Annotated in this window: 20 protein-coding genes; 11 read left to right on the forward strand and 9 right to left on the reverse strand. The window is 43.8% G+C overall.

All coding sequences use genetic code 11. The annotated features are described in order from the left end of the window. Positions 1–16 precede the first annotated feature (16 nt). On the reverse strand, positions 17–1,648 hold the full coding sequence (locus ACHUFI_RS17960) for an NAD(P)/FAD-dependent oxidoreductase (RefSeq protein WP_394251602.1): 1,632 nt from the start codon (positions 1,646–1,648) through the stop codon (positions 17–19). Between the two features lie 257 nt (positions 1,649–1,905). Here ACHUFI_RS17960 and fdxA point away from each other — a divergent pair, with 257 nt between their 5' ends. Continuing rightward, positions 1,906–2,229: a ferredoxin FdxA gene (gene fdxA, locus ACHUFI_RS17965; protein WP_004737806.1), complete on the forward strand. Its 324-nt coding sequence runs from the start codon at positions 1,906–1,908 to the stop codon at positions 2,227–2,229. A gap of 96 nt (positions 2,230–2,325) precedes the next feature. Here the strand turns inward: fdxA and ACHUFI_RS17970 are convergent, their stop codons facing one another. The 3 genes from ACHUFI_RS17970 to ACHUFI_RS17980 form a co-directional block, all read right to left on the reverse strand. Continuing rightward, positions 2,326–3,060, reverse strand: coding sequence for an RNA methyltransferase (locus tag ACHUFI_RS17970; RefSeq protein WP_394251604.1), 735 nt, complete (start codon positions 3,058–3,060; stop codon positions 2,326–2,328). 172 nt (positions 3,061–3,232) lie between these two features. After that, positions 3,233–4,285 carry an aldo/keto reductase gene (locus tag ACHUFI_RS17975; RefSeq protein WP_394251606.1) on the reverse strand — a complete coding sequence of 351 codons (1,053 nt, stop codon included), beginning with the start codon at positions 4,283–4,285 and terminating at the stop codon, positions 3,233–3,235. Positions 4,286–4,464: 179 nt separating this feature from the next. Continuing rightward, a complete protein-coding gene (locus tag ACHUFI_RS17980; protein WP_394251608.1) occupies positions 4,465–4,608 on the reverse strand; it encodes a hypothetical protein in 144 nt (47 codons plus the stop codon). A 323-nt stretch (positions 4,609–4,931) separates the two neighbouring features. On the opposite strand from ACHUFI_RS17980, the gene pepT reads away from it, so the two are divergent. From pepT to ACHUFI_RS17995, 3 genes are all read left to right on the forward strand, one after another. Next, positions 4,932–6,164: a peptidase T gene (pepT, locus tag ACHUFI_RS17985; RefSeq protein ID WP_394251610.1), complete on the forward strand. Its 1,233-nt coding sequence runs from the start codon at positions 4,932–4,934 to the stop codon at positions 6,162–6,164. Positions 6,165–6,237: 73 nt separating this feature from the next. Then, on the forward strand, positions 6,238–6,705 hold the full coding sequence (locus tag ACHUFI_RS17990) for a DM13 domain-containing protein (RefSeq protein ID WP_394251612.1): 468 nt from the start codon (positions 6,238–6,240) through the stop codon (positions 6,703–6,705). A gap of 42 nt (positions 6,706–6,747) precedes the next feature. Then, complete coding sequence (locus ACHUFI_RS17995; protein WP_394251614.1) at positions 6,748–7,596, forward strand: mechanosensitive ion channel family protein; 849 nt, start codon at positions 6,748–6,750, stop codon at positions 7,594–7,596. A 55-nt stretch (positions 7,597–7,651) separates the two neighbouring features. Here ACHUFI_RS17995 and ACHUFI_RS18000 read toward each other — a convergent pair whose 3' ends face one another. Continuing rightward, complete coding sequence (locus ACHUFI_RS18000) at positions 7,652–8,095, reverse strand: dCMP deaminase family protein (RefSeq protein ID WP_394251616.1); 444 nt, start codon at positions 8,093–8,095, stop codon at positions 7,652–7,654. Between the two features lie 257 nt (positions 8,096–8,352). Between ACHUFI_RS18000 and ACHUFI_RS18005 the strand changes: the two genes are divergently transcribed. From ACHUFI_RS18005 to ACHUFI_RS18015, 3 genes are all read left to right on the forward strand, one after another. After that, positions 8,353–9,483: an efflux RND transporter periplasmic adaptor subunit gene (locus tag ACHUFI_RS18005; RefSeq protein ID WP_394251618.1), complete on the forward strand. Its 1,131-nt coding sequence runs from the start codon at positions 8,353–8,355 to the stop codon at positions 9,481–9,483. Between the two features lie 11 nt (positions 9,484–9,494). Continuing rightward, entirely contained in the window at positions 9,495–12,647 is a 3,153-nt protein-coding gene (locus tag ACHUFI_RS18010; RefSeq protein WP_394251620.1) for an efflux RND transporter permease subunit, read from the forward strand. A gap of 322 nt (positions 12,648–12,969) precedes the next feature. Further along, positions 12,970–13,380, forward strand: a complete 411-nt coding sequence (locus tag ACHUFI_RS18015) for a MaoC family dehydratase (RefSeq protein WP_394251622.1) — start codon at positions 12,970–12,972, stop codon at positions 13,378–13,380. Positions 13,381–13,441: 61 nt separating this feature from the next. On the opposite strand, the gene ACHUFI_RS18020 is transcribed toward ACHUFI_RS18015, so the two are convergent. Then, positions 13,442–14,263, reverse strand: coding sequence for a phosphate ABC transporter substrate-binding protein (locus ACHUFI_RS18020; protein WP_394251624.1), 822 nt, complete (start codon positions 14,261–14,263; stop codon positions 13,442–13,444). A gap of 207 nt (positions 14,264–14,470) precedes the next feature. Between ACHUFI_RS18020 and ACHUFI_RS18025 the strand changes: the two genes are divergently transcribed. Next, positions 14,471–14,824, forward strand: a complete 354-nt coding sequence (locus ACHUFI_RS18025; RefSeq protein WP_394251626.1) for a DUF3024 domain-containing protein — start codon at positions 14,471–14,473, stop codon at positions 14,822–14,824. A gap of 4 nt (positions 14,825–14,828) precedes the next feature. Here the strand turns inward: ACHUFI_RS18025 and ACHUFI_RS18030 are convergent, their stop codons facing one another. Together ACHUFI_RS18030 and rnb are read right to left on the reverse strand one after the other, a co-directional pair. Then, entirely contained in the window at positions 14,829–15,641 is an 813-nt protein-coding gene (locus ACHUFI_RS18030) for a helix-turn-helix transcriptional regulator (protein WP_394251628.1), read from the reverse strand. A 110-nt stretch (positions 15,642–15,751) separates the two neighbouring features. Next, a complete protein-coding gene (gene rnb / locus ACHUFI_RS18035) occupies positions 15,752–17,740 on the reverse strand; it encodes an exoribonuclease II (protein ID WP_394251630.1) in 1,989 nt (662 codons plus the stop codon). A gap of 377 nt (positions 17,741–18,117) precedes the next feature. On the opposite strand from rnb, the gene ACHUFI_RS18040 reads away from it, so the two are divergent. After that, positions 18,118–20,049, forward strand: coding sequence for a DEAD/DEAH box helicase (locus tag ACHUFI_RS18040; protein WP_394251632.1), 1,932 nt, complete (start codon positions 18,118–18,120; stop codon positions 20,047–20,049). Between the two features lie 74 nt (positions 20,050–20,123). Here the strand turns inward: ACHUFI_RS18040 and ACHUFI_RS18045 are convergent, their stop codons facing one another. Continuing rightward, on the reverse strand, positions 20,124–21,716 hold the full coding sequence (locus ACHUFI_RS18045) for a putative bifunctional diguanylate cyclase/phosphodiesterase (RefSeq protein ID WP_394251634.1): 1,593 nt from the start codon (positions 21,714–21,716) through the stop codon (positions 20,124–20,126). Between the two features lie 327 nt (positions 21,717–22,043). Here ACHUFI_RS18045 and ACHUFI_RS18050 point away from each other — a divergent pair, with 327 nt between their 5' ends. Together ACHUFI_RS18050 and ACHUFI_RS18055 are read left to right on the forward strand one after the other, a co-directional pair. After that, positions 22,044–23,240: an acetate/propionate family kinase gene (locus tag ACHUFI_RS18050; RefSeq protein WP_394251636.1), complete on the forward strand. Its 1,197-nt coding sequence runs from the start codon at positions 22,044–22,046 to the stop codon at positions 23,238–23,240. 347 nt (positions 23,241–23,587) lie between these two features. Further along, positions 23,588–23,899 (forward strand): recombinase family protein (locus tag ACHUFI_RS18055; RefSeq protein WP_463596588.1); only part of this gene is annotated, 312 nt, incomplete at its 3' end.

Consider the following 23,899-nt stretch of genomic DNA (forward strand, 5'->3'; position numbering starts at 1 on the left):
TTCGTTAACCGAGCTCTTAAGCGATCTCAATCTTCTCTGCTTGGTTCTGATCTGCCATAGACAGTGCAAGTGCTTCCGCAACTTTAATACCGTCGATACCAGCAGACAGGATACCACCTGCATAACCCGCACCTTCACCTGCAGGGAAGAAGCCCTTCAGGTTGATGCTTTGGAAGTCTTTACCACGCTTGATACATACAGGAGAAGAGGTACGAGTCTCAACACCTGTTAGTAGGCCATCTGGGGTAGAGAAACCTTTGATCTTCTTCTCGAATGCTGGAATAGCTTCACGAATCGCTTCGATTGCAAACTCAGGCAGCGCTTTTGAAATATCGGTTAGGTGGATACCCGGTGTGAATGATGGTTGTACATCGCCCAATGCACTTGGGTCGCGGCCTTTCAGGAAGTCACCGATTTTTTGTGCTGGAGCGTCGTAGTTCTCTCCACCAAGTACAAACGCGCCACTTTCTAGTTCACGTTGTAAACGGATGCCCGCAAGAGCGTCACCTGGGTAATCGCGTTCTGGGTCGATACCAACAACGATTGCACTGTTTGCGTTACGTTCTGCACGTGAGTATTGGCTCATACCGTTAGTCACAACGCGGCCTTCTTCAGAGGTTGCAGCAACCACAGTGCCACCTGGGCACATACAGAAGCTGTATACAGTGCGGCCATTCTTACAGTGGTGAACCAGTTTGTAGTCTGCGGCACCTAGGATTGGGTTGCCTGCGTTCTTACCAAAACGAGCTTCATCAATCATTGACTGTTTGTGTTCGATACGGAAACCAACAGAGAAGGGTTTCGCTTCCATGTAAACGCCACGGTCATGCAGCATTTCAAATGTGTCACGAGCACTGTGACCAACAGCCAGTACAACGTGGCGAGACTTGATCTCTTCACCGTTAGAAAGTGTAAGACCAGTGATTTGTCCATCTTCCATGTGAAGGTCATCTACGCGAGTGCTGAAGCGGATTTCGCCACCTAGCTCAATGATAGATGCACGCATTTTCTCGATCATGGTAACCAGTTTGAAGGTACCGATGTGCGGCTTACTTACGTATAGGATTTCTTCTGGTGCGCCAGCTGCAACGAACTCTTCGATTACTTTACGGCCGTAGTGTTTTGGATCTTTAACTTGGCTGTATAGCTTACCGTCAGAGAATGTACCTGCACCGCCTTCACCAAACTGTACGTTTGATTCTGTGTTCAATGTACGCTTACGCCAGAAACCAAAGGTATCTTTAGTACGTTCACGTACTTCTTTACCGCGCTCAACGATGATTGGGTTGAAACCCATTTGCGCCAGCACTAGACCAGCGAATAGACCACAAGGCCCAAAGCCGATAACAACAGGGCGTTCAGTTTGATTTTCAACTGCTTTAGCTACGAATTTGTACTCCATGTCAGGAGTCACTTTTACGTGTGGGTCGCTAATGAAGGCTTCTAATAGTTCAGCTTCGTTTTCAACGAGAACGTCCAGCGTGTAGATAAGGAGGATCTTCGATTTCTTACGAGCATCGTAGCCACGTTTAAAGATATTAAAAGAGATAACCTGATCTGAGTTGATGCCAAGCTTCGCTTCAATCGCTTCTTGAATGGCAGACTCTTCGTGGTCCAGTGGAAGTTTAATTTCGGTTAAACGTATCATTTAGATGTCTCGTTTTTATAGGTGTCTTAGCTAGACCGCTTCTAGTCGATGCAGAGTTTGATGAAAACGCTGATGTTGGAGAGAAGCGATAAGCTCACAATGGCGCGCATTTTACGAGAAATTGATTTATCTGTCATACTAATTTGGAAGCATGCGGCAATTAGACACGATATTAGAGTCGTATGATGTTGAATTTTGCTTTGGGATGAGTATTATCCCCATTCTTCAATTTTGACTAACTTATAGAGCAGAGCATCATGGCATTTGTCGTAGGCGATAATTGTATTCAATGTAAATACACAGACTGTGTGGCAGTGTGTCCCGCAGATGCGTTCCATGAAGGCCCAAACTTCATGGTAATTAACCCAATCGAATGTATCGATTGTGGTTTATGTGTACCTGAATGTGATGCTCAAGCGATCTTCCAAGAAGACGAACTACCTGAAGATCAAAAGATCTTCATTGAAGTGAACGCAGAACTTGCTGAGATTTGGCCTGTGCAAACAGAAGTAAAACCAGCGATGGATGATGCGGAAAAGTGGAATGGTGTGCCTGATAAGCTGGCAATGCTAGAAAAGTAATTGTGAAAAGAACTCAAATAAAAAGGCGTACTGAATTAATCAATACGCCTTTTTTAATATCTGCACACTGTCTGTTAGTCAGTGAGTGGATGAGCTCTAACTATGTTGACGACGCATGTTGTCAAGAATGATACCTGTCGCCATCGCGACGTTCAGAGATTCAGCACCGCCGAACGCTGGAATCGTAATTTTGTCTGTCACGAACTTAGCTGCGTGTTCACGAATACCGTGAGACTCGCTACCCATCAGCAAAATACCGTTCGCAGTAAAGTCAGTCTTATGAACGCTTTCGCCTTCTAAAAACGCGCCGTAAACGGGCAGGTTTGCTTGCTCTAGGTAAGCTGGTAAGTCCGTTTGGCTTACGTGTACTCGGCTAAAGCTACCCATCGTCGCACTGATTGTTTTAGGGTTGTATGGGTCTGCGCAATCGCTGCTCGCAACGATGTGCTTGATGCCATACCAGTCTGCCACGCGAATAATCGTACCTAGGTTGCCCGGGTCAGAAACGCCATCCAGCGCAATCATCAAGCCTGTCGCTTCTGGTAATTCAACCTTTGGGATCTCAACCACGGCAATTGCGGCATTGTTGCTTACCAAAGTGCTCGCTTTGGTCAGATCGTCTAGCGAGGCTTCAACACAATCAAACTCAATCAGTGATGCGTGATTTTCAGATAGGAAATCAGCAGTAGCAAAGACGTTCTTCACGACTAAGTCACTATTGAACAGCTCAAGAACGTTCTTTTCGCCTTGAACTAGAAACAGGCTGTGGGCTTTACGCTGTTTCTTTTGGCCCAAAGCACGAAGGAGTTTTAATTGGTTTTTTGAAATCATGTTTTTATCCTAGATATAAGCCCGCGCATTATAGAGCAAAGGTTAGATAACCAAAAGCGTGATAACTCAATGCGCTCCATATAAAAAGCAAAAGCGACCTACCAAAGAAACAAAAGCGCACTAAATAGTGCGCCTTTACTGAATGACTTAAACTGAATGGGCCTGAACGAGATTAATATGGAACAGGATAGCGCTTAAACACCTGCATGGTGTCGGATAATGCTTGCTCAGATAGCGGCATTGAAAACGCCGCAATGTTTTCACGCAATTGATCCATACTCGTTGCGCCAATAATCGTAGAGGTAACGCCGTCCACTTGGTTACACCATGCTAAAGCAAGTTGGCTTGGGGTAAATCCGTGTGCTTTTGCGACGTCCACGTACTCTTTTACTGCTGAGTTCGCTGTTGGTGTATCGCGGAAAATGCCATTTCGTTGCATGTATGTCCAGCGCGAACCTTCTGGCCTTGCTCCATCGATGTATTTTCCGCTTAACATTCCTGCCGCTAAAGGAGACCAAGGCAAATAGGCAATATCTTCATGAACGCAGTTTTCAATTAAGTACGGCCAATCTTTGGTGTGGAGTAGGCTGAACTCATTTTGAATCGACACCATTCTTGGTAGGTCATGTTTCTGGCTTAGCTTTAAGTAGGTGTTGATCCCCCAAGTGGTATCGTCAGACAAGCCGCAGTGGCGAATTTTTCCGGTTTTTACACACTCTGCAAGCCCTTGAAGAATATCCAGCATTTGCATTTCATGTTCTTGAGCATTGATGTCAGAAAACTTGAATTGGTTTGGGAAGTGCTTACTAAAATGCGGAGATGTTCTGTTAGGCCAATGCAATTGATATAAATCGATGTAATCGGTTTGTAATCGCTTTAAAGACGCGTCTACGGCGGCGATAACGGCTTCTCCGGTAATGGGCCCACCATTACGCACCCACGGCAGTCCTGCGCCCGCAATTTTCGTTGCGATAACAATCTCTTGTCTTCGGTTTTGGTTTCTTGAAAGCCAATCACCGATGATCGTTTCGGTCTTACCATAAGTTTGAGGAGAGGGGGGAACTGCATACATTTCTGCGGTATCAATAAAGTTGATGCCTTGGCTCAATGCATACTCAATTTGTTCGTCTGCTTGCTGCTGTGTGTTTTGCAAACCCCAAGTCATGCTACCTAGACAGATACGAGAAACGGAAACGTCACTGCTTCCTAATGTAGAAAATTCCATTCAAAAGATCCCTATGAGATTAGATCGCCAATACAGAAAAGTGAGGACAAAGTGGCGACTCGCTTGATTGATGAATAGAAAGTATTAACACAAAAGCAGCGTTAGTGGGAAGGGTAATGTGGGGAACATCTTAGAAAGGCAAAAGCCCGAACCTAGCGGGCTTACCGAATCAACAGTGGCTACTCGGTTAGTCCGCCATTGTTTTGAGCTTGTTGGACAGCTTGCTGTCTTTGCGTTTCTTTGTCTGACAGCGAGTGATCTGTTTTTTGTTCCAGTTTGTCACAATCTTTTGGAACCAATACGAAGTATTTATTGATAGTCATAACGAACCCTTACGTGAATTTGGATGCATCATGCTCGAACACTGACGTGTATTCATCATCCACTTTGTCACTTTATAAGGTGGAGAAAATAGGGCGTAGAAATTGGACAAAGTTATGAGCAGTCATCCGCACGGTGTTAATTATACTGACGTTACTCCCTTTGATTACGAGTATAGATAAAGTTACCAAGTTGCATAAAAATGATTTAGAGCAATTACGTAGAAAATGAGCGGCGTAAGATGATTCGCTCTGGCCGCACTACTCATACAACGATTGTTCATAGAAGTAGACCGGCGTATGCACCTATTTAAGCGAGATGAATCATGGATAAGCTTGTTGAACGTTTTCTTCGTTATGTCACTTTTGATACTCAATCAGACCCTAGTAATCAGCAATGCCCTAGTTCATCGGGGCAGCTAACGTTTGCCGATAGCCTCAAATCAGAACTTAGCGCGTTAGGATTAACGGATGTGAGTTTAGACAGCAATGGCTACTTGATGGCTAAACTACCATCTAATGTGGATCACCCAGTGCCACCTATTGGCTTTATTGCGCACATGGATACGGCACCGGATGCATCTGGAAAAAATGTCCGCCCGCAGATCATTAGCGACTACCAAGGCGGAGTAATTCAGCTTGGTGATAGTGGCGAAAAGTTATGTCCAGAGCAATACAAAGATCTAGCTTCGCTTCATGGACATGACGTTATTACAACTGATGGCACAACCCTGTTAGGGGCAGATAATAAAGCTGGTATTGCTGAAATTGTCTCTGCAATTGCCTACTTAAAAGCGCACCCGGAACTTAAGCATGGTGAAATTTGTATTGGCTTTACGCCCGATGAAGAAATTGGGCGAGGTGCAGACTTATTTGACGTTGAAAAGTTTGGCGCAGAGTGGGCGTATACAATAGATGGTGGGCCAATAGGCGAGCTAGAATATGAGAACTTTAATGCTACGAGCGCGGACGTTATTTGTCATGGTGTGAATGTTCATCCTGGAACGGCAAAAGGAAAAATGGTCAATGCGATGAACATTGCAGCCCAGTTTCAATTGATGATGCCGGCACAAGAAACGCCAGAATGCACCGAAGGTTACGAAGGGTTTTATCACTTAAAATCGGCAGAGATGGGTGTTGCTCGAACTGAGCTTGGTTATATCATTCGTGACTTTGACCGAGAAGGTGTAGAAGCAAGAAAAGCCTACATGAAAGCCAAAGTCGATGAGCTCAATACAAAGTTAGACAAAGGCAGTGTAGAACTTGTACTGACAGACAGTTACTTCAACATGAAAGAAATGGTCGAACCGCATCAGCACATTATCGAACTGGCAAAAAACTCGATGGTGGAGTGCGATGTTGAACCAATGATAAAACCTATTCGAGGCGGCACCGATGGCGCGAGGTTATCCTTTATGGGATTACCTTGCCCTAACTTGTTTACAGGCGGGTATAACTTCCATGGCATTCACGAGTTTATCACCGTGCAGGGAATGGAACAGTCGGTAAAAGTCATCGTTACTTTAGCTCAGAAAACCGCCGAACAATACCGAAGCTAACAAGTTGTTAACTATCCCTTTGTAATTCTGAAAGTATTCATTAATACTTCCAGAACGATTAAGGGAGTAAACAATGAATAAATTCGTATTACTTTGCACCCACATTAGCGTGGGTGCCGTTGGTTTTGGGTTAGGGGTCTACGCGCTACCTATCCTTATTGAACCTGATTCACCATCACTGCAATCTGTACAAACTGAAATGAAGAACGCCGTATACACCGGTACTTTTACTAAGGACAGGAAAGACAGCGACTTTCTTCATTGGGGAGAGGGTACAGTTTCAGTGAGCGAAAGCGCCATTGTCTTTGAAGGTGAACTCGCACCTGGACCAGATTACAAAATATATTTGTCGCCTCAATACATCGAAACGGAAGACGCGTTTAACGAATATAAATCCAGTATGCTAAAAGTTGGTGATGTAAAAACGTTTGATCGATTCAATGTGCCATTGTCACAGGATGTCGATTTAAATCAGTACAATACCGTTGTAATTTGGTGTGAAACTTTTGGTCAGTTTATTACTTCTGCCAAGATTCAGTGATACCCTAACGCAAATTAGCAGTCCCGATACGTTGGAGTAGAAATGGAAAAGCTGTGGCTTGTAATAGATTTTTTATTCGCGCATAAATTTCTTTTTAGCGCGCTGATTGTAACCGTCATTTTGGTCATTCGACGCCTTACAATTTCAAGTATCAGAGGTGATGTTGCTTTTCTAACTGAAGATCAACGTAAGTGGATGTCGCGCACAAAGAATGGCACTTTCACTCTTATTGTCCTGACATTATTTATGTTGTGGCAATCAGAAATCAGTGAATTTGCCTTGTCCGTAACCGCTATCGCAGTCGCAATTGTTGTCGCTTCAAAAGAGATAATTTTGTGTTTTACTGGCTCAATTCAGCGTGCCAGTTCACGATCATTCCGGATTGGAGATTGGATTGAAGTTGGTAAGTTATGTGGTGAAGTGATCGAGCACAATATGATGGCTACGGTGATTCAAGAAATTGACCTTCACCATGGGCAATATCACTACACGGGAAAAACCGCGACATTGCCAAATAGCATGTTTTTTACTTACCCAGTGAAAAACCTTAACTTCATGAAGCGCTATGTCTATCATAACTTCTCGATTACGGTAAAAGACTTCGTCAATTTGTATCCGCTACTTCCTGAGCTTGTGACCAAAATTGAACATCATTGTGAAGACTTTATTGAAGTTGCTCGACGTTATAATAGCGTAATAGAAAAACATGCCGGTGTCGATTTACCGGGCTCAGAGCCGCATATTCATATTAATAGTGGCGCGACGGGTGAACAGATTGTTCATTACATGATCTTTTGCCCAACGGAGCAAGCGTCACACTTAGAGCAAGAAATAAGAAAAGACTTTATGGAAGCCTATGCTTTGGCATTCCCCCCAAGCGAAGACGCATAAGTCAAAAGTATCCATTTATTAAAAAGCCGAGAGGAGTAACTCTCGGCTTTTTTGTTTAATCCAACTCGGAGACGGGTAACCAATCAACCGCTACACCAGCTTGCTCGAACATACTTTGGCTAACTTTGATTTTGTCGCCCCAACGAGACAGGAAATCTTCGCTTTGCTCTGGACAATGTACTGATGAAATTCCGGTTTGAATAATTTTTGCTGCGCAGTTTGGACATGGGAAGTGAGTCACCCAAATCTCACAGCCGTCTAAATCTCGCTTCGCGAATAAGATTGCGTTCTCTTCAGCATGCAGTGTTTTTAGGTATTTCATTTCACGATCATCTGTATCGGCGCTGTCAGAGACACCGTGAGGGTAGCCATTAAACCCTACTGAAACAATACGATTGTGTTTGGTAATGACGGCACCAACTTGAGTTGAAGGGTCTTTACTCCAAGAGCCGACCAGTTCTGCCATCTGATAGAAACGTTTAGCCCATTTTGAAATCATGCTTGTAACCTTAAATATAGATTGAGTGATGTAGCGTGAACTTACCCAATGGTAGGCGATATCAAGCGTGACTAAAACCCCAAACCGTTATTTTGCATGATATTTGTTAGTCGGTTGTAAGAAGTTTATAAACACCAAGTTTCATGTTACAGCTTGAAACAATTCCTAGTGTAATAATTGATATTCCTCGGACATTTAGAGGGTTTATGTTACGTAGCTTTTATGCTGTTCTAATATTAAAAAGCGACGGTATATTCATGCGTAAAAAGCTTATCCTGACAGCAATTGCAAGCTCGATTATCCTTGTGGGTTGTGGCGAGGACGCCTCTCAATCCCAGCAAGCGCCTTTACCACTTGTGGCAGTACAGGATGTTAATGTCATTTCCCATCAACAAAGTAAGTCGTACATTGGTCGCATTGAAGCGGTAGAAGATACTGCGATTACGGCTCAAGTGTCTGGCTATTTACAAGGCCGCCACTTTGAAGAAGGTCAAATGGTTGAAGAAGGGCAGCTTCTTTACACAATAGAGCCTTCATCATTTGAAGCACAAGTTGCAAGCGCAAAAGCGGCAGTGGCGCAAGCGAATGCTGCTCTCAAAAAAGCAGAGCTAGACTTTAAGCGTGGGGAACGCTTGCTCCCTCAGGGCAGCATTTCTCAATCGGAATTTGATGCTTTAACCGCAACCTTATTAGGCGGTGAAGCGCAGTTAGAGGCCGCTAAAGCGCAGCTCATTTCTGCAGAAGTTAACCTATCGCACACTAAAATATTGGCGCCTTTTTCTGGGCGAATCAGTGACACTAAAGTGAGCCAAGGCGATTTAGTCTCTCCGTCTTCAGGTGTGCTAACGACCATAGTTAGCCTAGATCCTATTCATACATCGTTTAGCATCAGTGAACGCGAACGTTTAGAGCTTGGTATGGACAAAATCGAAGGCAATGGTTCAAGTGAATCAAGTAACGTAGAGGTTCAGATCATACTTGAAAATGGTAGTGCGTTTGAACATTTGGGCGAGCTGGACTTTTTAGGCAATCGTATTGATCTTAATACCGGAACACTCGCGATGCGCGCGGTCGTGAGCAACCCTCATCAGCAATTACTACCAGGGCAGCACGTACGCGTGAATCTACGCGAAAAAACACCGATTGAAGTGATGAGCATTCCTCGTCGAGCGGTACAAACCGACTTAGAAGGGGATTACGTCATGGTGATGGCAGAAGGTAATGTAGCCGAGCGTCGAAATGTTGATATGGGCGCTCAAGTTGAAGGCGGCATCATCATCAAGTCAGGGCTTGATTCAAACGATACGGTCATCACTCAAGGTCTACAGCGTATTCGCAATGGTATGCCTGTACGCTTGCAAGATTCTGCTAGCACTTCTGCTGAGTAAGGAGCGTAATTATGTTAAGTCGTTTCTTTATCCAGCGGCCAAAGTTCGCGCTGGTTATCTCTATTATATTAACGCTTGCGGGCGCTATTTCGTTAGCGATATTGCCTGTAGCTGAGTATCCCAAAATTAGCCCTCCTTCCGTGAGCGTCACTGCTTACTACACGGGTGCCAGTGCTGAGGTAGTAGAACAGGCCATCGCCGATCCGATAGAAACCTCGGTCAATGGCGTTGAAGACATGCTGTATATGTCGTCTAAGAGTGCCAATGATGGTTCGTATAACCTCAACGTAACGTTTGATGTGGGTACCGACCCTGATATGGCGCAGGTTAATGTACAAAACCGAGTCTCCCAAATCGAATCGAAGCTTCCACAGGAAGTAAGAATGGTTGGGGTTACGGTGAAGAAGCGTTCACCTGACTTGCTTATGGTATTGAACTTCTATTCTCCGAACGGAAAATACGATGACCAGTTCCTGATCAACTACGTAAACCTAAACATTAAAGATCAGCTTGCCCGTGTCTCCGGCATCAGTGAAGTGAATGTATTAGGTGGCGGCGAATACGCTATGCGTGTTTGGCTTGATCCTGAAAAAATGGCGAACCTTAACCTGACTACGTCAGATGTGTATGGGGCACTCGCCGAGCAAAACGTACAAGTCGCGGCTGGTCGAGTTGGTGCTGCGCCTTATCACAACCCTCAAGAGGTGCAGTTTAATTTAGTCACTAAAGGTCGTTTGGAAACGGCAGAAGAGTTTGAGAATGTCGTTTTAAAAGCGAATAGTGATGGTTCTACTGTCTACCTTAAAGATGTGGCGCGTGTAGAACTCGGTAAGAAGTTTTACGACGGAAACGGCAAGTACCGTGGTCAAGATGCTTCAATCGTGACATTGTCACTTCAGTCGGATGCGAATGCGCTAGAAAGTGGCAAAGCGGTAATGGCGCTACTTGATAGAATGAGCGCGAACTTCCCTGAAGGTTTTGCCTATGAAACCAGTTACGACACGACCTTGTTCGTTGCAGAATCGATTAAGGGGGTAGTAAAGACTCTGATCGAAGCGATTCTGTTAGTGATCGCGGTGACGTATTTATTCTTGGGTAGTGCAAGAGCGACGTTGATTCCAGTTGTCGCGATACCGGTTTCGCTTATCGGTACATTTGCGATTATGCAAACGACAGGTTTTACGATTAATACGGTAACCCTGTTTGGTTTGATTTTGGCGATTGGTATCGTGGTGGATGATGCCATCCTCGTGATAGAAAACGTCGATACGACGATGGCCAAAGATCCAACAATCTCACCTCGCAAGGCGACATTAATTGCAATGAAAGAGGTGACGGGCCCAATTGTCACATCAACGTTAGTACTTCTGGCTGTATTTATCCCGGTAGCAATGCTTCCTGGTATAACCGGAATCATGTATAGACAGTTTGCATTGACGATTTGTATTGCGGTTGTGATTTCTTCTATCAATGCATTAACGCTTTCGCCAGCTTTGTGTTCTTTAGTTCTTAAACAAGGTGGCGGCAACACCGCGAATTGGTATCAAGCATTCAACCGTGGGCTAGAGCGTGTAACGTCGAAGTACGGTCAGATTGCTGGATTCCTAGTGAAAAAGTCGGTGTTACTTGTCACGTTTTTCTTCGTCGCGTTAGCTGCAGTGACTTACTTTGCGAAAACCACATCGACCGCGTTTGTACCGCAGGAAGATAAAGGTATCTTGCTTGTGAACGTCCAGCTTCCGGATGCGGCTTCACTGTCACGTACCGAAGAAGTGACAGAGCAGCTATTGGAAATGGTGGAGCAAGAACCGGGCGTTGATGGTGTGACACTGGTAAACGGCTACGCATTCATGACAGGCGCTTCGGCCTCGAATGGCGCGTCGATGTTCATCAAGCTACACGATTGGGAAACGCGTAACGCATTGGATGGTGAACACTCAGCGCAGGCTATCTCGCAACGAATTAATGGCCGAGCAGCAACTGAACTGCCGCAAGCGATTGTATTTGCAATGGGGCCACCAGCGGTTCCGGGGATGGGCGCAGCGTCTGGTTTTGAATTTGTTCTAGAAGACACATTAGGCCGTAGCCGTACCGATTTAGCAATGGTGATGAACGATGTGATTCAGGAAGCAAACAAACAACCTGAAATCGCTTATACGTTCAGTACTTTCCGCGCCAATGTTCCTCATTATTACGTGGATATTGATCGTGAAAAAGCGCAGCAGCTAGGCGTGCCGTTATCGTCGATCTTCCAAACATTACAAGGAAACTTGGGCTCGTTATATGTAAACGATTTTACTATGTTTGGTAAGAACTACCGTGTCACCATGCAAGCTGATAGTGAGCACCGCAGTAGCATTGCGGATTTAGAGCGATTCCACGTTCGTTCTTCTGATGGAAAAATGATTCCATTGAGCACGTTGGTAAGTCACGAGCAAATTTTTGAACCTGATGTGGCGTGGCGCTACAACATGTACAGAAGTACCATCATTCAAGGTCAACCGGCACCGGGGTACTCAAGTGGTGATGCGATTGCTGCAATGGAACGCGTAGCGGCAGAAGTGCTGCCGCAAGGCTACCAATATGAATGGACTGGTATGGCTTACCAAGAAGTGTTGGCAGGTAACCAAGCGATTTTCGCATTCGCACTCGCGTTGATCTTCATTTATTTGTTTATGGTTGCCCAGTACGAAAGCTGGACAATACCATTGGCAATCATATTGGTGGTGCCGGTAGCGACGTTAGGTTCGTTCCTTGCGCTCAACCTGACTGGTACACCTCTTAACTTGTACGCTCAAATTGGCTTAGTACTTTTGATAGCGCTAGCCGCGAAAAACGCGATTTTGATTGTAGAGTTCGCGAAAGTGGAGCGTGAAGACAAAGATGCACCAATCGATGAGGCTGCGGTTAAGGGCGGTACACTACGTTTCCGAGCCGTAAACATGACATCTTGGTCGTTTATTTTGGGTATTTTCCCATTGATCTTTGCTGCAGGGGCAGGGCATGTTAGCCAAAACTCACTGGGTATTTCCCTGATTGGCGGCCTTCTGTGTGTGTTGCTCGCCGGTACATTCTTGATCCCTGGCTTCTATGCATTTGTACAACGTAAACGAGAAAAGGTACATGGAGGAAACACTAAGCTTGTTCCTCTGGATGATGACTAAAGCTCTAGATACTTGTAACCATTAAAAGGCTAAAAACCTAAAGAGACCATGAACTTATCATGGTCTCTTTTTTGTTTGTAGCGCATTTGTTATGAGTTTTAGTAATAAAAGCGGTTGCATATATTGGTAATTCTTCTAAAAACTTGACCTATTACTCAGTTTTTATAAGTCTAATAAAATAGTGTTTTATTATTAACCTTATGATTTTATTTGAATTTATCGATTCGGCGAACGCTTGTATGCTCGAAAGTGTTTGCAGAATATTGTGAAGTGCTTCAAAATTAGAGAGTTAGGCAAAACAAACTAATGCATTGAGGTTCTTATGAAAGTCGTCGAATTATTTAAACACCGAGGTGATAGCCTGTCTTCGCATCACTCTGAGTTTATGCAATGGATTCATACCAATCCAGAAAAGGCTGAGTCAGATTCGCCGTTTAAGACGACTATCGCGCACGGTTTTTTGACTTTATCTCTTCTACCTAAGCTGACCGATAGCGTAGACCCTGACAGTTCACAATTTCCAACTGCAAAAATGGTGGTTAATATTGGCTTGAACCAAGTTCGGTTTCCGTATCCAGTAAAATCAGGAAATAACGTCAGAGCGAAAAGTACTTTATTGAAAGTCACGCCAATTAGAAAAGGTTTAGAGATTGAACGCGAGATTCGTGTAGAGATCGAAGGGGTTCGTCGCCCAGGTGCGGTTGTTGTTTCTGTCATTCAACTTCATTTCTAAACAAGAAAAGAATCTAAAAAAGAGAGCCTTATGGCTCTCTTTTTTTATGCTGTGAAAATTACTATTTGGTTTTCAGCTTCGTGTATCCGTACTCATCAATGAGTTCTTGTCCTTTCACAGATGTCACAAATTTAATGAAGCTTTCGCTCTCTTCACTCAGTTCATCTTTTTTGTGAAGAAGTAAGAACGGGCGCGATAACTCGTAACTTCCGTTTGAAATATTGTCTGAAGTTGGATCAACCCCTTCAAATTGAACCGCTTTGATTGAACGGTCGACAGAGCCTACCGAGATAAAACCAATAGCGTGCGGGTTATGGTTTACGATTGTCTTAACCATGCTATTGCTGTTGACGACCAAATTATTGGGGTTGATGTCTGACACTAGACGGTCATTTATGATCTTGGTTAGCCCAAGTAAACTTTCGAAACTATAGCGAGAGCCAGAAGAAGCTTCACGTGTGACCACTGCGATAGGTTGGTCGACTCCGCCAATTTCTTTCCAGTTGGTTACTTTACCTTGGTAAATATTGAACAGCTGCTCACGCGTCACGTTAGTTACGCCATTAGAACGGTTTACGACTACCGCTAGGCCGTCAAAAGCGATAGGGAAAACATTGAGGTTTTCGACTTGTTCACGTTCCGTTAAGTAGCGAGAGCTCATACCAATGTCTGCCACCCCTTTATTGACCATGGTAATCCCTGCAGTTGAGCCAATCCCCTGAACGGCTACATAGTTTTCTGGGTGAGTTTTATTGTATTCCTCGGCAAGTACATCCATCACACGAGCAACTGAAGTAGAGCCAGAGATATTGGTTTCCTGGGCGAGAGCTGCGGGCGCTGTTAAAGCAAAAGAAAGGAGAGAAGCAAGTGCGACTCGTAACATAGATTACTCCATCTGATTGTTATGATTGGCGCATATGATATGACTTGTAGATGACACTTTTGTGAAGCTGTTGAGAGTTAATGAGAACAGCGAGTGGGACAAATTTCGGATTAATCTGGATTTGTTTGCGACTTACTTCTAAGCTGATTCTGAATACGTCTACTTTCTAAACCGCTAACTCATATCGAACACTTTAATGAGAAATCTATGTCAGTGATTCAAATGGAGATGAGTCGCTTGGTATTCAATGCTCGGCGGCTTTGCACGAATCGAAATACTAACTTACCTGTAGAGTTAGGTAAGTCGCTGTGCGAATCTTGTGATGACGGTGTGACGTTCTCTAAAGCCCATTACTTACTGGATTCTAGCCATTCGGAGTATGTCAGCTATGTGGCGAAAGTGGTGTTCGAAGAAGACGGCCATCGCTGGCTCGTCTATATTCCGTCGAGTGAACAAGATGACTTCAACTGGATTCCGTATCCTTTCTTACCGAGAACTGAAGATCTCGATGCTATCTTAAGAGAGATAGAGAAAGATCCTCAGTCCTATTTCTGGTCCTGATTACTCATTTAAAGCTGTATTCTGCAATTCTGCTACGAAACTCTTTTGGTGTTAATCCCTGAAGCCCTTTGAATGCCGTACTAAAGTGTGCTGCGCTTTTAAAGCCAGATTCATAGGCAATTTGAGTAATCGATTTATTGGTTGTTCTTAGTTGTGTCGCCGCATGATTGATCCGCTTAACTTTGAGAAGACTCGAGAAGGACAAGTTTTCTGAAGCTAGGCGTCTTTTCAGCGTCGCGGTGGACATACCCATGTGAATGGCAAGAGATTCCAATGAAATATCATTTTCAATATTACTTTCAATGTAGTAAATCACTTTTTGGGTCGCACTTAATTGGGCAGCCTTTGCGACGGTTGCCAGAAGCGAGGGTTCTTTTTCGACAATGAGTGAGAGCAAAGACATCGCAAGCTGAGACAAAGCAAATTTATTTTCAGAGCCAGATTCTACTAAGGTCACGATCAAATCTTTGAGGGTACAAATGTCAGTATGGGTTCGATCAAATTTAATGTACTGACTCGGCGGTCTTGGAATTTCAATATCGTCGAACTGATTTCGGTATTCCTGAAAGATTGATAAATCAAAATCGATCGACAGCGCTGAAAATTGGCCATCATCAAGCTCAATTTCAACGTTTTGGATTTCCCCAGAATTGTACAAAGAAAACTCACCAGCATTTAGGCAGCCGTCGATACCGGCTGGCTGAGTAAAAGAAAGGCTTCCTTTAGACACGAAGAAAATCCCGTTTTTAGAAGCAGGGTAACGTTCCTTTTTCCTGTGAATGAAATTTGAAAAGCGAGTAATTTCAATTGATGGCATTTATTCTACTTCTTGTGAGTTACTGCTGTGACAGACTGTTTATTTTAGGATAGTTACCAATAAAAAAAGGCGCACTCGGCGCCTTTTTATCAGAAGTTAGAAGTCAGTTACTATTCTTCTTGAGTTTCGACAATATCCGCGAAAACCTGAGTAGGCTTCGCGACTAAGTTGCGGTTCTCTTGATTAACCTCAGTTAATACTACTTCTAAAGCGTCGCCCAGTCTGTATACCATTTCTTTATCGATAGAAACAGTGCCTGCTTCACCATTACATTCAATTCTTTCTTTATTATCAATAATGAGAGAACCAGGGATGAATGCCGCAGCGCCATTTTCCAGAAGGCGGATACGCATACCTGCGCGGTTGATATCAAAGATCTCGGCTTGGAAGCGAGTTTCTTCTGATGGCGCATTCGCTAGAGTGCGAGCATATAACCAATCACCCACGTTGCGTTCAGCCATACCGTGATGTCTACGGTGAAGCGCTAATTCTTCACCAATGGTTTCGTCTGGTGTTTGAATAGGTGCTTTACCGAGAATATGCGCTTTAAGCATGCGGTGGTTAATCATGTCGCCGTATTTACGAATTGGAGAAGTCCATGTCGCATAGATATCTAAGCCCATTGCGAAGTGAGGTAATGGCTCATTGCTTATCTCACTGTAGGCTTGGAACTTACGAATGCGATTGTCGTAGTAAGAAGTATCCAATGTTCCTAACCAACGACGTAGGCTTGCGAAGCCTTCTAGAGAGCTGATTTGTTCTTCTGTAAATGCCGTTTCGCTTTCTGGGTTAACTAGTTCCAACACGTCTTTCACTTTTTCTGACTTAAAGCCAGAGTGACAGTTGAAAACACCTTGGTTGAACGTTGATTTTAGAACGCGACCCGCACAGATGTTGGCAGTGATCATCGCTTCTTCTACAAGCTTGTTCGCGCTACGGCGCATATCAGCATGAATGGCTACAACATCATTATCTTCACTGAGCTCAAAACGGTAATCTGGGCGGTCTGGGAAGACAACTGCGTTGTTTTGACGCCACTCTGCGCGAGCTTGAGAGAATTCAAATAGCTCTTTAACGACTGAGGCAATGTCGTCGGATGGTTGCCACGCATCGGGTGAACTTGTTTCAAGCCAGTCTGAAACGTGGTTATACGCTAGGCGAGCATGTGACTTAATGTTAGCGGCGAAGAACTTAATATCATCCCCAATTACACCTTCTTTAGATACCGTCACGGTACAGCAAAGGGCAGGGCGTTCTTCATTTTCGATCAATGAACATAAGTTGTCTGCTAGATCGCGTGGAAGCATTGGAATATTACGGCCTGGAAGGTAGATAGTAAAACCACGCTCACGAGCAACTTTGTCCATCTCGTCATCTGGAGAGATGTAAGCTGTCGGATCCGCAATCGCGATAGTCAGTTCAAAATCACCGTTCTCTTTCTTCTTCGCGTATAGCGCATCGTCCATGTCTTTGGTGCTTTCACCATCGATAGTCACGAAAGGCACATGAGTCATGTCGATACGTTCTAAATTGGCGTCGTCGTTAATTGCCCAGTTGTCGATACCTGCTGGCTCGCTATTTGGTAAATCATTTTGAGCAAGAGTGACCCACCACGGCGCGATTTTATCGTCAGCGTCTGTGATCTTTTCAGAAATTTGAGCCAAGAAGCCGTTATCACCTTTTAAAGGGTGTTGGATGATATGAGCAACAACCCAATCGCCTTCTTTAAGTGTTTCAGGATTCAGCCCTTTCTTTGCTTTCGCTTTTAGCTGTAGCTTCTTGAGCTGAGGGTGATCCGGAACCACATTCAAACGGCCTTTGAAAAGCTTAACTCTCGCGATGAAACGAGTAAGACCTTGTTCCACCAGTTCTTCTGGCTCAGCAACTTCCTTTTCTTTTTCCGTGCGGATAATAGCGACTACTTTATCGCCATGAATACACTTCTTCATATAAGGAGGCGGGATAAAGTAGCTAGTTTTACTATCGACTTCTAAAAAGCCAAAACCTTTTTCGGTGGCTTTGATGGTGCCTTCTTTTTTAGGCAGGGTTTCTTGAATTTGTTGCTTTAGCTGTGCGAGTAACGGGTTATCTTGAAACATCTTACTTTTATCTTACGAGAACAATTGCGGACACTATAATCATTGCAGAGCGTGATTACTACCTAAAGCAATCTGAACGATAGATAAATGTATGCACTTCAAATGAGCAAAATCGACCTGTGGTGGGATAATGATCAAAAATTGTTGATATGATGCTCAGATTCTTGTTCATTAAGAAAAATATGTGATGTATTTCAATTTTTTCTGGCTTTTTTTATGCATTTAGGGAATAATCCGCCTCCCTTAGACGTCCCTAACGGCTTGATGCGTTTTATTACTGCTTCGCAACTGAACGGAATCAGTATCTGATTGGATCAGTATTGGAATTGGTAGAGCACCTGGGACCTTTTGTTTACTTATAAGATAGTGGGATCCCAATGTCCGAATCTGTAATTCAATTTAATGAATTAGCCCTTAACGAAAACATCCTTTCAGCACTTGATAGCATGGGTTTCGTTTCTCCTACACCAATCCAAGCAGCAGCTATTCCTCTTCTTCTAGAAGGTAAAGACGCACTAGGTAAAGCACAGACAGGTACTGGTAAAACAGCTGCATTCTCTCTGCCTCTGCTGAACAAAATCAACCTAAACCAACACAAACCACAAGCAATCATCATGGCTCCTACTCGTGAGCTAGCGATTCAAGTTGCTGCGGAAATCAAAAACCTTGGTCGTGATATCAAAGGCCTTAAGGTTATTGAAATCTACGGTGGTGCTTCAATTGTTGACCAAATGCGCGCTCTAAGCCGCGGTGCTCACATTGTTGTTGGTACTCCGGGTCGTGTTAAAGACTTACTAACTCGTGACCGTCTACACCTAGATGAAGCACACACATTTGTTCTTGATGAAGCAGATGAAATGCTAAAAATGGGCTTCGTAGATGACGTTACTTGGATCCTAGAGCAAGCGCCAGAATCTGCACAACGTGTACTTTTCTCTGCGACTATGCCTCCAATGGTTAAGACTATTGTTGATCGTTACCTACGTAACCCTGCAAAAGTTGACGTTGCTGGTACTAACCACACAGTTGACAAAGTAGCGCAGAACTTCTGGGTTGTTAAAGGCGTAGAAAAAGACGAAGCAATGTCTCGTCTTCTAGAAACTGAAGAAACTGACGCGTCAATCGTATTCGTACGTACTCGTCAAGACACTGAGCGTCTAGCTGATTGGCTATCTGCACGTGGCTTCAAAGCTGCTGCACTGCACGGTGATATTCCTCAGTCTCTACGTGAGCGTACTGTTGATCACATCAAACAAGGTGTTATCGATATCCTAGTTGCAACTGACGTTGTAGCACGTGGTCTTGATGTTCCACGTATCACTCACGTATTTAACTACGACATCCCATTCGATGTTGAGTCTTACATCCACCGTATCGGTCGTACTGGCCGTGCTGGACGTAAAGGTAAAGCGATCCTATTAGTTCGCACTAACCAAATTCGTATGCTTCGCACTATCGAGCGCGTAACTAAGTCATCAATGGAAGAAATCCAACTTCCTCTACGTGACAAAGTTGCTGAAGCTCGTCTAGCTAAGCTTGGCGCTGAGCTAGAAGCTGAGAAAGAGCATAAGTCTCTTGAAAACTTCGAAGAGCTTGTTGCTAAACTTCAAGAGTCTCTAGAGATTGATCCTGCAACTCTAGCTGCAATGCTTCTTAAGCGTCAGCAAGGTAAGCGTCCATTGTTCTACATTGGCGAAGACCCAATGATCGCAGCTATCGAGCGTGATAAGAACCGTCGTAAAGAGCGTCGTGAAAACCGTGATAACGGTGGTCGTGACTTCAATACTCAAGATTGGGACACTTACCAACTTCAAGTTGGCCGTGAACAAGGTGTTCAGGTTAAAGATATCGTTGGCGCACTAGCGAACGAACTTGGCCTAACTAAAGGTTCTATCGGTGCTATCAAACTTGACCAAGGTTCAACTTACGTTCAACTGCCAAAAGCAATGAACTCTGAAACTGCTGGTAAACTAAGCAAGCTACGCATCCGTCAAAAAGAAGCTGGCGCTGTTGTTGTAGACTTCAATGATTTCCGTGAACCACGTCGTGGTAACGGTGGCCGTGGCGGTCGTGATGGTGGTCGTGGTGGTTACCGCGGAAACCGTGATGGCAACCGTGAAGGCGGTCGCGGTGGTTACCGTGGCAACCGTGACGGAAACCGTGATGGCAACCGTGAAGGCGGCCGTGATGGTGAGCGTCGTTTCGACCGTAACCGTGGTGGCGATCACCGTGGTAACTACCGTGGCGAACGTGGCCATGGTAACGGTAATGGCGGACGCCCACGTCGTAGCGACCGTAACGAAGGTTAATCATTACGATTACTGAGTTAACTAAAAAAGCCGAAGCATATTGCTTCGGCTTTTTTGTTGTTTGGTTTTCAAACTCATGAAACGGCAGATTTCATATGGAAATCTTTAGTCCAGCGAATGATCTCTTCGAGTTGATAGGGTTCAGAAAAATAGTAACCCTGAATAAAGTCACACTTCATTTCTTTCAGTAAGTCTAATGTTTCCTTTTCTTCAACGCCTTCCGCAACAATGGAATAGCCCAATCCATGAGCAAGTCTGATTGCTGTTTCAACAATGGTTTTATTCTTGGTATTGAATGAAATGTCATTGATGAAGTTCCTATCGATTTTTATTTGGTCTATAGGAAGATCCCTCAGCAGCGATAACGAAGAATAACCGGTTCCGAAATCGTCAAGGCTGATGTTGTAACCTAGCCGTTGAATGCGTTCTAAGCGCTCTTGGCAGTTAGGAATATTGGTAATAGTGGCTGTCTCGGTAACTTCAACCACAATAAGTTGAGTAAAAGTAGGGTTGGAAGCTGCAATGTCAGCGAGGGCTTTATATAGCTTGTTTCCAATGACGTCTTTAGCCGATAGATTAATATGAATTGGATAACAGACATCATTTTGGGTCAGGGTAGAGAGATCACGACAAACTTGTTCCAGTACCCAGATAGTAATGTCTGTGATTTTATTGCTCTGCTCAGCGATAGGAATAAATTTCGCTGGGGGGATGTAGCTGCCGTCTTCCATTTTCCAACGAATCAGGGCTTCATACTCAGTCACTCTATTTTTGTCTGGGCAAATGATAGGTTGGTAATACAGCATGAACTCATTGTTTTCGATGGCATTTGGTATTCGGCCAGAGATCGATAGATTGAAACGTGCGGTTTTCGTCATATCACTGTGGTAATGGCTGAGCACTTGGCCACTATTTTTGGCGTGGTACATACCGACATCCGCATAATCGATAAGCTCTGCTGTTGTGATAGCATCTTCAGGAAATTGACTCGAGCCAAATACCACACCTGTTGAAACTTCAAAGTTATTAACGAAAAACTGTTCTTTTAGCGACAGCTCAATGAAGTTGACCAATTGAGTCACTTCAAAGGTGGAGTGGCGAGTGGTGATGATGACGAATTCGTCTCCGCCTAGTCGCGCAAGCATCTCATCTGATTTAAGTACTTTTGAAACACGTTTAGCGATTTGAATGAGAAGTTCATCTCCGCAAGAATGACCCAAAGCATCGTTGACTTGTTTAAAATTAATCACGTCGAACAGTAAAACAGAAAACCCTTGCCCTTCGTGAATGCGCTTGTCGATCTCTTTATTGCAACTTTTTCTATTGGGGAGAGAGGTGAGTGAATCATGGAGTGCATTGAATTGTTCTTCTAAAGCCAGTTTGTTGAGATCAGATATCGAGACTAAGCTATAGCGGACTACCATCACAACAAAGATACTCCCTCCAAATAGTATAAGAGAAACGCCTAGCACAAGTGCGTTTGAACGCTCCATCAATAGCAATTCGCTCAAGAAGTAAGCGTAACCAATAATGAAACCTACGATCAGGCTAGATAGTATTGTCCAACCTTTATGTTTCGTAAGACTACAAATGTTATGCGCTTGGACCAGACCCAAACAGAGTGTAATGATTCCGATGCTAACGAGCGTTGAAGGTACAATAGGCAAAATCAGTAAGTCCTTAATCTATAGGGAGTGCGATATTAATAGTTTGCTGTACTGTATATGTATGGTTAATTTCAAATAGTGTGTCGTTAATCACTATTGATCTTTATCTAAGTGTAGGCATGAACTGAGTAGTTACATTATTCGAGGGGTAATTGATTAATTTCACACTCAAAAAAAATGCATTGTTGATGGAGATCAATCAAAATTGCTTAGATTTGCTAATTAGGTAAAACAAAAGTTGAAACATTAAAAAATTATTGAATAATGGGGGGACTAAACAATGAAGCATCCGCTTCTTAATTCGTAATGAAACAGGACTCTTATCCAATGTCTAATTCGTTTGTACTGGTTATCAACTCTGGTAGCTCTTCGTTAAAATTCGCTGTTATCGATTCTAAAAGTGGTGACGCTATTGTAAGCGGCTTAGGTGAGTGCTTTGGCATGGCTAAAGCTGTTATCGGCTGGAAATACAACGGTGAAAAAACAGAAGAAGCCATTGATGCACCAGACAATCATCATCAACATGCGATCAACCGCATTGTTAGATTAATGGATACATTAGGCTTTACGGATGAGCTGGTGGCAGTAGGCCACCGAATCGTACATGGTGGTGAGAAGTTCACCTCTACGGTACGTATTGATAACGAAGTGCTGGCTGAGATTGAAAACTTATCTGATCTTGCTCCTTTACATAATCCAGCAGGCGCTAAAGGCATTGAAGCTGCTATGCAGGCGTTCCCAAGCCTTCCACAGTTCGCGGTGTTCGATACTGCATTTCACCAAACAATGCCTCAGAAGGCCTTTACAGGCGCTATTTCAAACGAGTTATACAAAGAGTACGGAATCCGTCGTTACGGCTTCCATGGCACAAGCCACTACTTTGTAAGCCGTGAAGCCGCTAAGATGCTTGAAAAGAAAGTTGAAGAAGCGAACTTCATTTCCGTTCACCTAGGTAACGGCGCTTCAGTTTGTGCTATCGAAAATGGTCAGTCAGTTGATACCTCTATGGGTTTCACGCCTCTAGCTGGTCTAATGATGGGAACTCGCTCTGGTGATTTAGACCCAGGTATTATCGAGTTCTTGATGAAAAAAGGCTGGAGCCAAGAGAAAGTTTTTGAAACTCTGAACAAGAAATCAGGTTTCCTAGGTGTTTCAGGCCTAACGTCTGATGCTCGTGGCATTTTAGAAGCAATGGAAAACGGTCATGAAGGCGCGAAGCTAGCATTCGAAGTCTTTACGTACCGAGTGGCGAAATACATCGGCTCTTACATGATCCCGTTAACCAATCTAGATGCGATTATCTTCACAGGTGGTATCGGTGAGAACTCATTACCTATTCGTCGTGAAATTTTAAACAACCTAAAACTTTTAGGCTTCGTTGAAGATGAAAAGGGTAATGAAGATGCGCGCTTTGGTAATTCAGGCATCATTGCTAAGTCTGAGTTGTTGAACGCAGTCGCTATGGTTATTCCAACCAATGAAGAGTTGGTTATAGTAAAGCAGTCGGTTGCACTCCTAGATTGATTTATATTCAATGATTTAAGGCCAATCCTTTTAAAGGGTTGGCCTTTTTTTATCAGTAAAAACAGATATTTACTATTGCTTATAAAAGATAACGCGCCCACGAAAATCGTCTGAGTTGGTTGGTGCTATGCCGTTGGTTGGATATATTAAATGCCTATTTTATAGCATGATAAGCAGGAGCAAGTATGGAAATAAGAAAAGCATATATTTACTCAAGGGTAAGTAAAGGGACACAAACGAAGGGAGATGGGTTACGTAGGCAAGTGGAATCTGCTACGAAGTTTGTAGAAATGAAAAATGCCAGTAACCGAAGTAGCGGGCGGCATACTTAAGTAGTCGAAGATAATTTGATTACCGATAGGGGACTTTCTGCCTATAAAGGGTTAAATACGGAGGCAAATGCTGGGTTAGGTGCTTTTATCGAGGCAGCTAAGAATGTAGATATAGCGAGAGGCTCACTACTAGTAGTTGAGGCTATTGATAGGATTAGCGGTTTACCTGCCGATGAAGCACGTAAGTTATTCGGTATGTTCAAAACTTATGGTATAGATGTTGCCGATCTGCTCCAGTCAGACTGGACACTAACTAAGCGACATTTTGCTTTTCAAAGTTCATTGGGCTTAGGTACCCAAGAGCACTGTGCCTTCTCGTTCGATTAT

It is taken from the genome of Vibrio profundi (assembly GCF_043642225.1).
In the GTDB taxonomy this organism is placed as follows: domain Bacteria; phylum Pseudomonadota; class Gammaproteobacteria; order Enterobacterales; family Vibrionaceae; genus Vibrio; species Vibrio profundi_A.